Source organism: Streptomyces sp. NBC_00669 (assembly GCF_036226785.1).
Lineage (GTDB): Bacteria > Actinomycetota > Actinomycetes > Streptomycetales > Streptomycetaceae > Actinacidiphila.
Window position 1 is genome coordinate 5947902 of the sequence record NZ_CP109018.1, and the last position, 14544, is coordinate 5962445.

The 14544-nt window shown below is 73.1% G+C and carries 11 protein-coding genes; 4 read left to right on the forward strand and 7 right to left on the reverse strand.

All coding sequences use genetic code 11. From position 1 onward, the window contains the following. Positions 1–187 precede the first annotated feature (187 nt). Entirely contained in the window at positions 188–1237 is a 1050-nt protein-coding gene (locus OG896_RS25210) for a glycosyltransferase family 2 protein (protein WP_329368973.1), read from the forward strand. Positions 1238–1367: 130 nt separating this feature from the next. Here the strand turns inward: OG896_RS25210 and OG896_RS25215 are convergent, their stop codons facing one another. The 4 genes from OG896_RS25215 to OG896_RS25230 all read right to left on the reverse strand — a co-directional run bounded on the left by OG896_RS25215 (position 1368) and on the right by OG896_RS25230 (position 8166). Beyond that, a complete protein-coding gene (locus OG896_RS25215) occupies positions 1368–3290 on the reverse strand; it encodes an LCP family protein (RefSeq protein ID WP_329368975.1) in 1923 nt (640 codons plus the stop codon). A gap of 475 nt (positions 3291–3765) precedes the next feature. Next, positions 3766–5526 (reverse strand): LCP family protein, encoded by a 1761-nt coding sequence (locus OG896_RS25220; protein WP_329368976.1) that lies wholly within the window; start codon positions 5524–5526, stop codon positions 3766–3768. A gap of 48 nt (positions 5527–5574) precedes the next feature. After that, positions 5575–7203: an LCP family protein gene (locus tag OG896_RS25225; protein ID WP_329368978.1), complete on the reverse strand. Its 1629-nt coding sequence runs from the start codon at positions 7201–7203 to the stop codon at positions 5575–5577. A 195-nt stretch (positions 7204–7398) separates the two neighbouring features. Further along, positions 7399–8166 carry a TIGR03089 family protein gene (locus OG896_RS25230; protein WP_329368980.1) on the reverse strand — a complete coding sequence of 256 codons (768 nt, stop codon included), beginning with the start codon at positions 8164–8166 and terminating at the stop codon, positions 7399–7401. A gap of 127 nt (positions 8167–8293) precedes the next feature. On the opposite strand from OG896_RS25230, the gene OG896_RS25235 reads away from it, so the two are divergent. Both OG896_RS25235 and OG896_RS25240 read left to right on the forward strand, forming a co-directional pair. Further along, complete coding sequence (locus tag OG896_RS25235; RefSeq protein ID WP_329368981.1) at positions 8294–9430, forward strand: NDP-sugar synthase; 1137 nt, start codon at positions 8294–8296, stop codon at positions 9428–9430. 127 nt (positions 9431–9557) lie between these two features. Further along, positions 9558–10547 carry a DNA-3-methyladenine glycosylase family protein gene (locus OG896_RS25240; protein ID WP_402452204.1) on the forward strand — a complete coding sequence of 330 codons (990 nt, stop codon included), beginning with the start codon at positions 9558–9560 and terminating at the stop codon, positions 10545–10547. 48 nt (positions 10548–10595) lie between these two features. Here the strand turns inward: OG896_RS25240 and OG896_RS25245 are convergent, their stop codons facing one another. Genes OG896_RS25245 through OG896_RS25255 form a run of 3 tightly spaced genes read right to left on the reverse strand, consistent with a single transcriptional unit; the run spans position 10596 to position 13488 of the window. After that, positions 10596–11984 carry a coenzyme F420-0:L-glutamate ligase gene (locus OG896_RS25245; protein WP_329368983.1) on the reverse strand — a complete coding sequence of 463 codons (1389 nt, stop codon included), beginning with the start codon at positions 11982–11984 and terminating at the stop codon, positions 10596–10598. Beyond that, positions 11981–12937: a 2-phospho-L-lactate transferase gene (gene cofD, locus OG896_RS25250; protein ID WP_328464689.1), complete on the reverse strand. Its 957-nt coding sequence runs from the start codon at positions 12935–12937 to the stop codon at positions 11981–11983. The genes OG896_RS25245 and cofD overlap by 4 nt, the downstream gene beginning before the upstream one ends. A gap of 50 nt (positions 12938–12987) precedes the next feature. After that, positions 12988–13488: a cysteine dioxygenase gene (locus OG896_RS25255; protein WP_329368985.1), complete on the reverse strand. Its 501-nt coding sequence runs from the start codon at positions 13486–13488 to the stop codon at positions 12988–12990. 680 nt (positions 13489–14168) lie between these two features. On the opposite strand from OG896_RS25255, the gene OG896_RS25260 reads away from it, so the two are divergent. Continuing rightward, entirely contained in the window at positions 14169–14432 is a 264-nt protein-coding gene (locus OG896_RS25260; protein ID WP_031519519.1) for a WhiB family transcriptional regulator, read from the forward strand. Positions 14433–14544: the final 112 nt, after the last annotated feature.

Consider the following 14544-nt stretch of genomic DNA (forward strand, 5'->3'; position numbering starts at 1 on the left):
GACTGGCGGCTTCGGGTGGGCGGCACGGGCGACCTCCGAACAGAGCGGTGCAGCCGTCGCGATGCGGGCAGGACGACGCACTGCGACACAGCGGCTGCGTACAGACCCGTTCAGGCTAGGGACAAATAGGACTGTCAGTCCTCACCCCACGCGCTGGTGTCCCCCGTTAGCGGTAACGTTTGATGGGATGAACGCCGTCACCCCCGTCCCGCTCCCGGCGGTCTCCGTGATCATGCCGGTGCTCGACGAAGAGCGTCACCTGCGCGATTCCGTCCGGCACATCCTGGAGCAGGACTACCCGGGCGAGCTCGAAGTCGTCATCGCGCTCGGCCCGTCCGCGGACCGCACCGACGCGATCGCCACGGAGCTGGTCTCGGAGGACTCCCGGGTGCGTACGGTGCCCAACCCCACCGGCCGCACCCCCGCCGCGCTCAACGCGGCGATCAAGGCGTCCCGGCACCCGGTCGTGGTCCGCGTCGACGGCCACGGCATGCTCGCGCCGGACTACATCGCCACTGCCGTCCGCCTGCTGGAGGAGACCGGCGCGGCGAACGTCGGCGGTCTCATGCACGCGGAGGGCGAGAACGACTGGGAGCGCGCGGTCGCCGCCGCCATGACGTCGAAGATCGGCGTCGGCAACGCGGCCTTCCACACCGGCGGGCCCGCCGCCCCCGCCGACACCGTCTACCTCGGCGTCTTCCGCCGCGAGGTGCTGGAGCGGCAGGGCGGCTACAACGTGGAGTTCGTCCGCGCCCAGGACTGGGAGCTGAACCACCGCATCCGCGAGGCCGGCCACCTCATCTGGTTCTCGCCCGAACTGCGGGTCTCCTACCGGCCCCGGCCCAGCGTGCGCACCCTCGCCAGGCAGTACAGGGACTACGGCCGCTGGCGCCGCGTGGTGACCCGCTACCACCGCGGCTCGGTGAACCTGCGCTACCTCGCCGCCCCGGCGGCCCTGCTGGCCAATGCGGCCGGCATCGTGGTCGGCGCCGCCCTCACCCCGTGGGCCCTGGCCGTTCCGGCCGCGTACGTCGTCGGCATCACCGCCGGTTCGCTGCCGGCCGGGCGCGGCCTGCCGGTCGGCGCCCGGCTGCGGGTCCCGCTCGCGCTGGCCACCATGCACATGTGCTGGGGCTTCGGCTTCCTCACCAGCCCGCGCTCGCTGGCCCGCCGGGTCATCGCCGGCCGCCGTCCCGCGGTGACCGGCCCCGCACGCCCCGCGCCGGCCGACGTGTAGCCGTCGCCCGCCGCGCCACAGCAGTACGGCGAGGGCCCACCGGAGAAGTTCCGGTGGGCCCTCGCCGCTTCCCTCGCCGTATCCGCGCCGGCCGCCGCATCCGTACCGGCTGCCGTATCCGCGCCGGCGGTCAGAACTGGTAGGTCGGCAGGATGTCCATGCATCCCTTGGTGTCGGCGCCGTTGATCACATCGGCGTCGTCGGGCACGGAGCCCGCCTTCGGCAGCGTCTTGCTGTAGTCGGTGCCGCTCTTCCAGTCCGAGCCGATCGTCAGGGTGATCGTCTGCACGTCGGAGGACGCCTTGACGTTGTTCGAGGGGATCTTCAGCGCCTTCGCCACGGACAGCGCGTCGGACTTGCTCTGCGCGCCGCCGCTGGACGGGTAGTTCAGCACGGTGCTCTCCCGGGGCGCGGTGTTCTGGCTCGCCTCGGCCTTGGTGAAGCCGGCGGTGCCGAGCGTCTGGGCGATCGAACCGGCGCGGCCGGGGGTCGCCACGCCGTCCGCGCTTCCCGCGGTGCCGTTGACCACGGTGACCGGGATGCTCGCCGCGGCCTCGGCCGCCGGGCCCGACGGCGCCGACGTGCTCGGCTTGGGCGACGCGGTGCCGGTCTTCGCCTTGCCGTTGGCGTCCATCGCCACGTCGTTGCGCAGCAGCGACCAGACCGTGGCGGCGCTCGGCGCCGGCAGGTAGTGCGCGTCGGGGGCCTCCGGGTCGGCGATGTGCGGCATGGTCGCCATCGTGATCCGGTCCGGCGGGATCGTCTTGAGCTGCATCCCGAGGTCGTAGAGCTTCTTCGGGGTGCCGATCTCGGAGGACACCTCGAACGCGGACATCGCGGTGGTGGCGATCTTGTTGAGCTTCGCCGGGTCGGTGAAGAGATCCTGGCCGCGCAGCTTGCGGATCAGCGAACTCATGTACATGTGCTGGGCCTTCGAGCGGCCCGCGTCGCTGCCGAAGGCGTGCCGGGTGCGCAGCCACTGGAGCGCCTGGTTGCCCTTGACGGTGTGGGTGCCCTTGGTCAGGTGCAGGTGCGAGCCGCCGGGCTGGGCCGTGGTCGGGTGGTCGTCGACGTTCTCCTTGACGCAGACCTCGACGCCGCCGACCACGTCGGCCATCTTCACCACGCCGGCGAAGTCGATGGTCAGCCAGTGGTCGATGTAGAGGCCGGTGAGGTTCTGCACCGTGGCCAGCGTGCAGCCCGCGCCGCCCCGGCCGAGCGACTCGTTGATGATGGCGTTCTTCTTCGCGTACACGTGGTGCGTCTTGGGGTCGGTGCACTCGGGGATGTCCACCCGGGTGTCGCGCGGGATGCTGACCACCGACATGTTGCTGCGGTCGGCCGACAGGTGCGCGATCATGATCACGTCGGCCCGGGCGCCGGCCGCGTCGGCGGCGCCGCCGAGCTTCGCGTCCTCGGGGTCGTCGCGCGTGTCCGAGCCCAGGATGAGGATGTTCATCGGGGTCTGGCCGGCCGAGTTCGCCTTGGACTTGGCGACGGTGGTCTTGCCGCTGCTGCGCTCGCCCTTGCGGATCTTGCTGGCGAGGTACTCGTAGTAGCCGTAGGCCGCGCCCGCGGAACCGAGGACGGCCACCGCGACCACGATCGCCACCCAGCGGATGACCTTGCGCTTGCGGCTCTTGGCCTTGCGCCGCCCGCCGCGCCGGTGGCCGCCGCCCTGACCGGCCGGGCCGGTGCCGTCACCGGAACTGCCGGAGTCGCCGGGTCCGCCGGAGTCGCCGGGTCCGCCCGGACCTCCCGGTCCGCCGGAGCCAGAACCGTCGCCGATCCCGTCGCCGGCGCCGTCCGCGCCGCCGCCGCGCTCGGTCGGGTACCCGGCCGAACGCGGCCCGGGTATCGCGCCGTCGTGCAGCGGCGGCTCCGCGGCCGGGGCGAAGTCGTTCTCGTAGCGGGCGTACGACGGGTCGCCGGGAGGCCGGCCCTGGCGGAGGTCCTGCGGGTACCCCTCGTGGTAGGAGCCCTGGTCCCACTCCGGGCCGCCGGGGTTGGAAGCGGCCCCGTATCCGGGCCCTCCCGCCCTGCCGTCGCGCATGGGGACTCCTCCACTGTCACCGGTGGCTGTGCCAGCCGTCATCCTGTCTTCGCCGTCTGCTGCTCAGACCGTCTTCTCAGACCGTCCTCATGTCAGACGGTCAGGCACCGGCCATAGTTGCAACCCGGTGCCTGTGACTTGCTGTGACCTCTCACGCCGTGCGTCGCGCCGCCTGGTCCCCCCGGGCGGCCGCGCGCGTGACGCACCGTACACACCGTGTGCGCCGGCCGGACGCGACCAGCGGGCACTTCGTGTACCGCGGGCACCGCACATCCCCCACCACCGGCGAGGCCGCGCCCTCGCGGCCGACAACGACGGTCGGCGTCACGCTGCCGATGCCGGTGATGCTTTCACACCGGTGCTCCGGAGCCCATGGGCACCGGGCACCCGAAACGCCCGCCGGCTCGCCGCGTCGCCGTCAACGGGGTTGCGGGACCGGACACATGGGTCATCACCGGACAATCAGGAGTGTGACCTATCCCACGCAGGTGGTGTCGTCCGCGGTGATCGACTTCAGGCCCTTGGGCGGGGTGGTGGGCAACGCGATGGGGGTGCCGGGCGCGGTGTAGTCCGCGCCCAGGGTGAGCGACATGTACGTGAGCGGTGGCACGTCCTTGGTGCCCTCGATCAGGGCCGAGGCGGGCAGGCCCATCATCGCGGCGAGCGAGCGGGCCTGGTCGGCCTGGTTGGGGGCGTACCGCAGGGTCGTCTTCGCGGGGTGCTGCGAGGAGTCGCCGCCGTTGGCGGAGCGGTTGACGCCCTCGTCGTTCTGCAGCCAGGCGAGCACGTCCTGGGAGGCGCCGAAGGTGCCGGTGCCGTTGTAGACCGTCACCCGCGTGTCGTGCGGGGTGGCCTTGGCGCCGACGAGCTTGGCGTCGGTCCCGACCGGGCCGCGCGACAGCGAGATGTCCTGCTTGACCACGTCGAACAGCTGCGTCGACTTCGCCTTGTCGAGGACGACCGTATGGTGGGTGCCGTCGGCCGGGTTGTCCTTCACCGGCAGCTCGGCGAACGTGAAGTGCTTCCCGTCGACCTTGCCGAACTCCCCGGCCAGGTCGTCCAGCGCGCTGACGCTGCCGATCGGGGTGTCCACGGTCAGCAGGCTCGCCGCCGTGGTGGCCAGCGCGGTGAGCTTCTTCGGATCGGTCAGGGTCGCGCCCGAGGTGGCGGTACGGAACAGCGCGGCCAGGAACCGCTCCTGCACCTGCACCCTGGCCAGGTCGCCGCCGGCGGGCACACCCGACGAGCCGGGCAGTTCCCGCTCGGCGCGCACCAGCGCCAGCGCCTGCGCGCCGGCCACCTTCTGCTTGCCCGCGCCCAGCGACAGACCGGACGCCGGGTCGCGCAGCGGCTCCTTCAGGCACATCTCCACGCCGCCGAGCGCCGTGGTCAGCTTCTGCACCGCCGCGAAGTCCACCATCAGGAAGTGGTCCACCCGCACCCCGGTGAGCTGCGTGACCAGCCGCATCGCGCAGCCGGGGTCGCGCCCGGCGAGCACCGTGGAGAACCGCTGCCCGCTCGCGCCCTTCACCACCGTGTTGCCCACCGGGCACTCGGGCACATCGGTGACCAGGTTGGGCGGGATGCTCACCGCGGTGGCGTTGCTCCGGTCGGCCGACAGGTGCAGCAGCACCGCGGTGTCGGCCTGCCCGGTCGCGGCCGCGGTGCCGTGCTCGTGGCCGAGGCCGGCCCGGCTGTCGGTGCCCAGCACCAGTACGTTCATCTGCCCGGTGGTGGAGAAGGCCGCGCTGCCCGCGTTGCCGACGTCCACGGCGTGGACCACGGTGCCGGAGCGGTGGAAGGCGACGTAGCCGCCGATCCCGCCGGCGACGACCGCGAGGCCGATGGTGCCGGCCGTCCACAGCATCGCCTTGCTCCTGCGCTGCTTGGGCTTGCGGCGGCTCGGGGCGCCCCCGGTCGCCGTTCCGTTCGCGGCCCCGTGCGCGCGCCGGGCGCCCCGGCCGGAGGGGGCCCGGCGGCTGCCCGGGGCGCGCGGGGTGGCGGGCGGCGGTACGGCGGCGGGCGGCGGTACGGCGGCGTCCGGCGGTACGGCGGCGGGCGCCACGGGAGCGGCCGGAGCGGCGGAGGCGGCCGGCGTTTCCTGCGGAGATACGGAGCCGGTTGCGGGCGGGTCCGCCGACTCGGCCGGTTCCAGCCGCAGTTGGTAGGTGCCCGTGACCGGGTCGAGCACCCACTGGTCCGCCGGGTCGACGTACCCGGAGCCTTGCGTGTCCACGGTCGCTCGGGACCTCCATCCGCAGTGGCCGGAGCGCCCTACCTTAGTTCATCGGCCTTCGCCGCAGATGTCTCGGTCGGCCGTCGTTCCCTTGAACGTCAAGGTGTTCGAAGGGGTGCTCGAGGGCGTGTTCGACGGGGTGCCCGAGGTGCTGCCCGACGGGGTTCCGGACGGGTCGGGGCTGCCCGGGGCCGTGCTGGAGCCGCCGTGGGAACCGCTGCTCTTGCCGTCGCTGCTCACCCGCACGGGCTGGTCGGCGCGCACCGCGGCGAAGAGGTTGTCGGCGTCGGGCTCCACCAGCTGGTCGCGGTTGCGGTCTTTGACGTACTGCTCGACGGGCGTGGTGACGAAGTGGATCGCGCCGGTGGGGATCTTCTGCAGGCGCTGCGCGAGCGAGTACAGCTCGCTGAGCGAGTTGAGGCCGGGGTCGGCGGTCAGCGAGTGGGTGGCCGCGTTCAGCAGCGGGTACACCTTCCCCGGGTTGAGCAGCACCCCGTTGCTCTGCACTTTCTTGATCAGCGACGCGAGGAAGTCCTGCTGGCGGCTGATCCGTTCGGTGTCGCTGCCGTCACCGATGCCGTGCCGGACCCGTACGTAGCCCAGCGCCTGCTCGCCGTTGAGCTTGTGCTTGCCGGCGGACAGGTGGAGGCGCGAGTAGCTGTCGTCGATCGGCTCCGGCGTGCAGATCTCGACGCCGTCGACCGCGTTCACCATCTTCTTGAAGCCGCTGAAGTCCACGATCAGGTGGTGGTCGACCCGCACCCCGGTCAGCTCCTCGACCGCGCGGATCGTGCAGGCCGCGCCGCCGAACTGGAAGGCCCAGTTAAACTGTTCGAACGCCGGGCTGACCGTGCTGCCGTCGGACTTGGTGCACTTCGGCACGTGCATCATCAGGTCGCGCGGGATGCTCACCGCGGTGGCGTTGCTGCGGTCGGCCGACAGGTGCAGCAGGATCGTGGTGTCCGAGCGCTGCCCGCTGTCCTTGCCGTACTTCGCGTTGGCGCCGTCGCGGATGTCCGAGCCGATCAGCAGGATGTTCTCGGTCGAGGCGGGGCCCTCGGGCGGGCGCTGCGACGCCTGCGCCTTAAGCTCGTTCTCGGTCACCGTGTCGGTGGTGATGTTGCCGTTGAGCTGCTGGTACACGTACCAGACGCCACCCGCGCAGGCCAGCACGAGGACGGCGGTGCTGATCGCGACGACCTTCAGCCAGCGGAAACGGCGCCGGGGGGCGGGGGCGGCGGGGGTGTCCGCCGCGGCCGCGGCGACTGCCGTCTCCGGGGTGCCGGGGGCGTCCTCGGGGGAGTCCTCGGCGGTCGCCGAGTTCGATATGCCGGGTATCTCGGGGGCGTTCGGTACGTCCGGTACTTCCGGTACGTCCGAGGCGTCCGATGCTTCTGGGGGGCCGGGCTCTTTCGGGGCGTCCGCGGTGCCCTCGGCGGTCGGCTCGGCGACGGGTGCGGCTGCCGAACTCGGCGCGTCCTCGCCCGTATCGGAACCCTCGCCCGAATCCGAAGCCTCGCCCGAATCCGAACCCTTGTCGGCGTCGGAGCCGTCGTCCGCGTCGGGGCCGTCGGAGTCCGTGTCGCTCTGGTCCGCTGCGTCGGCCGCCTCCGTCGCGGAGCCGTCCGCCGCGTCGGCGGCGGAGTCGTCCTGCGGTGGCTCTGCTGGCGTGGTCACGTCGTGCCCGTCCCTCGGTCAGGGGCCCGGCGGATCGCGCCGGGCGTCATCAGTCGCCGGGGGATCGGACCCGAGTACCCGCACGGCATTCGTTCAGACTGTCGAAACGCCTCAAGGGTTGCCCAGGGCACCCATTACGTGCGGGAGTTGAGGAAGTTCTCATGCAGGATCGACACCCGCGCGATCAGCGGGCGCTCAGCCGGCGTCCGGCACTGCCGTGTGGGTGACCCGCTCCGCGTCCTTGCGGCGGGCCAGCCCGTCGGCCGGCAACTGGTCGAGGTGGCGGCACAGGACGACGGAGGACTCGGCGGCGAGCGGCGCCAACAGCCCCGCGGCCAGGCCGTTCCAGCCGTCGTAAGGCAGTCCGGACAGCAGCCGCGAGCCAGGTGACAGCTCCAGCACGTCGGCCTCGGAGCGCGCCCTGACCACCACCTCGCCGCCGGTCAGCACCTCGCCGCCCGGGAGTTCGAGCGCCGGGTCGTCCGGACCCACCGGCACATACGGTACGAACCGGTCACCCTGGCCCGGCACTTCGACGGCGTAGTCCGCGAACCCCCGCGGCGGCTGCGGGAACCGCCCGCCGAGCGGCCGCAGCGCCAGCGCCATCCGCTCGCCGCCGCAGCTCTCCGCCTCCGCCAGCGTGTCCGGGCCGCTCACCACCAGGTCCGCGTCCGCGGGGTCGCCGCCGGGCACCGCGACCACGCCGGTGGAGAACGCGGCCAGCAGCCACACCGCGGTCTGCCAGTGCGCCGGGAGCAGCAGCGCCACCCGGTCGCCGGGCTCGGCGCCGAGGCCGTCCTGGAGCAGGTTCGCGGTCTTCGCCACCCAGTTGGCGAACGTCGCCACCGACAACTCGACCCGCTCGCCGGTCGCATCGTCGTAGAACGTGATCAACGGGCGGCCCGGGTCCGCGCGCAGCGCGTCGGCGAGCAGTCCGGCGGGAGTCAGTGCGCTGGAGGTCACGCCGGTCAGGCTACCTGGGAAGATCCGCGGCGCCGCGCGGTGCGGCCGTCGGACGGGGTGGCGAAACGGTTGACGAGTTATCAGATGATGGTTTATCGGGTTTACCGCTTATGCCACTATCGTTCCCATGCGAGCACACCCCGCCTCCGCGGCCGGTACAGCCGATCCGACCCAACGTCCCGCCACCGAGGCGATCCTGCTGGTCGGCGGCAAGGGCACCAGACTGCGCCCGCTCACCGTACACACCCCCAAGCCGATGGTCCCGGCCGCGGGGGTCCCGTTCCTCACCCACCAGCTGGCCCGGGCCCGCGCCGCCGGTGTCGAGCACATCGTGATGGCCACGTCCTACCTGGCCGAGGTCTTCGAACCGCACTTCGGCGACGGCTCCGCGCTCGGCCTGCACCTGGAGTACGTCACCGAGACCGATCCGCTCGGCACCGGCGGCGCCCTGCGCAACGTCGCCCACCGGCTGCACTCCGCGCCCGACGAACCGGTCCTCGTCTTCAACGGCGACATCCTCACCGGCCTGGACATCCGCGCCCTCGTCACCGCCCACCGCACCCACCGCGCCGACGTGTCGCTGCACCTCACCCGCGTCGACGACCCGCGTGCCTTCGGCCTCGTCCCCACCGACCCCGACGGCCGCGTCACCGCGTTCCTGGAGAAGCCGCAGACGCCCGAGGAGATCGTCACCGACCAGATCAACGCCGGCGCGTACGTCTTCACCCGCGCCCTGCTCGACGCGATTCCCGCCGGGCGCCCGGTCTCCGTCGAACGCGAGACCTTCCCCGGACTGCTCGCCGACGGCGCCCACCTGCACGGCATGGTCGACTCCACCTACTGGCTCGACCTCGGCACCCCCGAAGCCTTCGTACGCGGCTCCGCCGATCTCGTCCTCGGCCGCGCCCCCTCGCCCGCGGTCCCCGGCCGCCGCGGCGAGCACCTCGTCCTGCCCGGCGCGGTCGTCGCCGACGACGCCAAACTCTTCGGCGGCACCTCCGTCGCCCCCGGCGCCGTCATCGGCTCCGGCGCCCTCGTCGAGGGCAGCGCCATCCTGTCCGGCGCCCACATCGCCCCCGGCGCGGTGATCCGCGACAGCCTCGTCGGCGCGAACGCCCGCGTCGGCTCCCGTACGGTCCTCGTCGGCGCGGTGATCGGCGACAACGCCGACGTCGGCTCCGACAACGAACTCCTCCGCGGCGCCCGCGTCTGGTGCGACGCCCGCCTCCCCGCGGCCGCCATCCGCTTCTCCTCCGACCGGTAGCCCGACCGGTAGCCCGACCGGTAACCCGGCACGGCGACCGACACGGCAAGCGGCCGCCGGGGCCGGCCCGGGGCGAACCGTGACGTTCGCGGCGGGGCTCCCCGGCGGCGCGCTATACCCTTCCGGGGTGCCCGAAGAGACCGCGCCCCCGCGGGCGGCCGCCGCGCAGGCGACCGCCCCGACGCAGCCGCCCTCCCCGGCGCCGGGCCGCACGCGTACGTGGGTGCCCCCGGCCCCGCTCGACGTACGCCGCACCCTCATGCCGCTGCGCCGTGGCGGCGGCGACCCCGCCTTCCGCATCGCCCCCGACGGCACGGTGTGGCGGGCCAGCCGTACCCCCGCCGGTCCCGGCACCCTGCGACTGACCGGCAGCCCGGCCGCGATCGAGGGCACGGCCTGGGGCCCGGGCGCCCAGTGGCTGCTCGACGGCCTCCCCGCGCTCCTCGGCGCCGACGACGACCCGTCCGCCTTCGTGCCGCGGCACCGCATCGTGCACGCCGCCCACCGGCGGCACCCCGGACTGCGGCTGACCCGCACCGGCCTGGTGCTGGAATCGCTGATCCCGTCCGTACTGGAGCAGAAGGTCACCACGATCGAGGCGTACCGCGCCTGGCGGCTGCTCCTGCTCCAGCACGGCGAGGCCGCCCCGGGGCCGCAGGGCGCCGACATCCCGCGCGGCATGCGGGTCATGCCGGACCCGCGCGGCTGGGCCCGGGTGCCGTCGTGGGACTGGCGCGGCGCCGGCGTCGACAACAAGCGGGCCTCCGCCGTCCTGCGCGCGGTCCGCCTCGGCGCCCGCCTGGACTCCCTCGCCGACCGCCCGGCCGAGGACGCAGCCGCCCTGCTCTGTACGGTCCCCGGCATCGGGCCGTGGACCGCCGCGGAAACCCTCCAGCGCAGCCACGGCGCCCCCGACGCCGTCACCGTCGGCGACCTCCACCTCCCGCATCACATCGGCTACGCCCTCACCGGCGAACCGCGCTCCGACGACGAGACGATGCTGCGCCTGCTCGCCCCGTACGAAGGGCAGCGGCACCGCGCCACCCGGCTGATCCTGCTCGCCGCGCCCGCACCGCCCCGGCGCGCGCCGCGGATGGCGCCGCCCCGCCACCACTGAAGCCGCACCGGTCGGCCGCGGGGACGGCCCGCCGCCCGCCGGGGGCGGTCAGCGCACCGCGAGGAACGGTTCGGCCGCGCGCTCGGCCCGGGGCGCGGGCGCCTCCGCCGGCCGCCCGATCGCGATCGTGCCGAGCGGGTCCCAGGAGGGCGGCAGGTCGAGGACCTCCCGCACCACGTCGCGGCAGAACAGCGCCGAGGACACCCACGCCGACCCCAACTGCTCGCCGGCCAGGGCGACCAGGAAGTTCTGCACGCCGGCGCCGCCGGAGACCAGGAACATCTCCCGCTCGGCCGTCGCCCGCCGCGCGTCCGGGTACGGGTGTGCGCCGCCCTCGGTGACCAGGCACGGCACCACCAGGTACGGCGCCTTGCGCAGCACGTCGCCGCGCCGCAGCCGCTTGGCGACGCTCTGCTCGGAGAAGCCGTCCCCGCGCAGGTCCGCGGCCCAGGCGTCGCGCATCGCGTCGAGCAGCCGCACCCGCACCTGGGGCGTCTCCAGCAGCACGAACCGCCAGGGCGTGGTGTGGTGCGGGGCGGGCGCCGTCACCGCGAGGGCCACGGCACGCCGTACGGCGGCGGGGTCCACGGGGACGTCGGTGAACTCCCGTACGGTGCGGCGCAGCGACACCGCCTCCCGCACCGCCTCCGATGTGCCGAGCCGGAACATGTCGTTGGCGGCGACCCGGACCAGCGCCCGCGCCCCGATGTCGCCCGCGCCGTCGTCGTCCTGACCGGGGCCGGTGCCGGTGCCGCTGCCGCTACCGTCCGCGGCGCCATCCGCTCGGGGGGCGGCCGGCAGCAGTACGCCGCCCAGGCCGCGCACCACCGCGACCGGCAGCCCCGTGGCCTTGCCCTTGACGAGGTCGCCGGCCGCGGCCAGTTCGTCCGCGGTCGCGGTGACCGTGACGCTCAGCGGGTTACCGTGGGAGTCCTGGCCGCCGCGCAGATCGTCCAGCACCCGCACGCCGGCCGCGCCGATCGCCACGTCGGTGAGCCCTTCGCGCCAGGGCCGCCCGAAGGTGTCGGTGACGATGACGCCGACCCGCACTCCCAGCGCGTCGCGCAGCCCGTCCCGGATGGCGCGGGCCGACGCGTCGGGGTCCTCGGGCAGCAGGAGGATGGTGCCCGCGGGGGTGTTGGACGCGTCGACCCCGGCCGCAGCCATCACGAAGCCGTGCCGCGTCTCCACGATCCGGGTCGGCCCGCGACGGGCCACCAACCGCACCGCCTCGGCGTCGATCGCGGCCTCGCGGTCGTCCGCGTCCACCACGCGCCCCTCGGCCTTGCTGACGATCTTCGACGTGACCAGCAGCACATCGCCGTCGGCGAGGTCGGTGCCGGCCTCGGCGATCAGCTTGGCGATGTCGGTACCCGGCTGCACCTCGCCGATCCCGGGCACCCCGAACACCTCGTAGCGGGGCGCTTCCGCGGTCATGCCCGCACCTCCTCGGCGAACGCGAGCGCTTCCCGCGCCATCCGCGTGGTCGCCTCCAGGTCCGTCATGAGCAACGGCACCGCTCGGCAGCGGATGCCGGCCGCCTCGACCTCCTCGACGGCGCCCGCGTCCACGGTGTCGACGAGCCACCCGTCCAGCAGCCCGCTGCCGTAGTGCGCCGCCACCGCCGCAGCGGTGGACTCGACGCCCACGGCGGCCAGCACCTTGTCGGCCATCCCGCGCACCGGCGCGTCACCGACGATGGGGGACAGGCCCACCACCGGCACCCCGGCCTCCGCGATGGCCTCCCGCACGCCGGGCACGGCCAGGATGGTGCCGACGCTGACCACCGGGTTGGACGGCGGGAAGACGATCACATCGGCGCTGCCGATCGCCTCCAGCACCCCGGGCGCGGGCTTCGCGCCCTCCGCGCCCACCGGCACCACCGCGTGCGCGGGCACCGAAGCGCGCAGCCGCACCCAGTACTCCTGGAAGTGGATCGCCTTGCGCTCCCCGTCGACCTCGACGAGCACGTGCGTCTCGATCCTGTCGTCGGACATCGGGATCAGCCGCACCCCGGGCTTCCAGCGGGCGCACAGCGCCTCGGTGACCGCGCTGAGCGGGTAGCCGGCGCTGATCATCTGGCTGCGGACGATGTGCGTGGCGAAGTCCCGGTCGCCCAGCCCGAACCACTCCGGCCCGACGCCGTAGGCCGCGAGCTCCTCCTTGACCGCGAAGGTCTCGTCGGCCCGCCCCCAGCCCTGCTCCTCGTGGATGCCGCCGCCCAGGGTGTACATGACGGTGTCCAGGTCGGGACAGACCTTCAGCCCGAACAGGTGGATGTCGTCTCCGGTGTTGCCGATGACGGTGATGTCCGCCTCCGGCGCCGCTGCCTTGAGGCCGCGCAGGAAGCGCGCTCCTCCGATACCTCCGGCCAGAACCACGATTCGCATGGGCCCAGTCTGTCAGCCCCGCGACCGGGGACGCCGGGCCGTCCCGCCGGCTACGCCTGTGCGGGCGTGCGGACGCCGGGCGTGCACGCGTACGGGGTCATCTCGGTCAGCCCGGGGAAGTACACGTGCAGGCTGACGGCGCCGTCCAGCGACTCGTTGACGACGTCGTGGACGTAGCCGGGGGCGAACACGCGCTGGTGACCGGGCGTCAGGGTGCGGCGGGTCTCGCCGCGGGCGGTCAGCGCGCGTTCGTGCAAGGTGCCGTCCAGGACGGTGAGCACCCCGCTGGAAAGGCCGTGGTCGTGCAGCCCGCTGCCCTGTCCGGGCAGCCAGCTCAGCAGCCACACCTCGTAGCCGGGGCCGGTTCGCAGGCGTGCGTACCAACGGGTGGTGGCGTCGTAGCGCACCTGCGGAGCCCACTGCGCGCGGTCGGCGGCGATGGAGCGGGCCAGCCCGGCGAACTCCGCGACGCTGTGGGGGTGTTGGGGCACCGGCGGGAGCAGGTGGGGCAGTTCGAGCGGGTCACCGGCGATCGAGACGTCGGAGTACATGGGGTGAGTTCCTCGGGGTGCGCATGATGCGGAAGGTGCCGGCGGCCGTGGCGGCCGGTCAGGGGATCAGCGGCAGCGGGAGGAACAACAACAGCTCTGTGCGAGCGCGACGCAGCAGGACTCGCGGCGGCGAGTCCGGAAGGGCGCGTTGTGCTCGGCATGCATGAGAGCAAGCAAAGCGGTCGGAGCGGTGGCCTGTCAACCGAATGTCCGAAATGCCCGACTGCTTTCACCTGATCCGGCAGGGTCGGGTGGTGAAAGGTTTGTGCGCGACGGGGTGCGGATAGGAGGTGGCGCATCCGCGCAGATCTGATGCGGATTGCCTTCCGGATCTGGGAGAACGCGCCATCCCGGTATGACGTTGTGCTTCTGTGATCGAAATGTGATCCGCAACGCTTCACTCGAACGGACGGAACGTCGCCCGTCACCGCAGCGTCTGACGGAACGTGAGCGTTTGGCCGTGAGGGCCATGGTTGACGGATGCGGTCGTTTAGGCCGATATCAACACTATCTGTCACTCCTTGGTTCAGCGGAGTGAATAACGGGCCCAATAGCAGATCTCGGCTTGACTGGCCCGGATCGGCACACTTGTAATTTCACTCGTGTCGTTCGGCCGGACCGCCGGACGTGGTCCGACGGCCAGGCACCATCACGGGGAAGCACGACAGACAGGGGCGCGCATGACCGAGCAGTTCCAGTTGCTGCTGGCTGAAGAGGCCGACGAGGAACTCGGCTGGCAGGAGCGCGCGCTGTGTGCGCAGACCGACCCCGAATCCTTTTTCCCCGAGAAGGGCGGCTCCACCCGCGAGGCGAAGAAGGTCTGCCTCGCCTGCGAAGTCCGCTCCGACTGCCTGGAGTACGCCCTCGCCAACGACGAGCGCTTCGGCATCTGGGGCGGCCTGTCCGAGCGGGAGCGCCGCCGGTTGAAGAAGGGCGTCGTCTGACCCCCGATCCCTGGCCGGCACCCCGCCGCCCACCCGGTTCCCGCCCCTCGGGGACCTCGCATCCGGCCCGTCTCCCGCGCCCTTCGGCACGGCAGGCGGGCCGCTGTTGTGC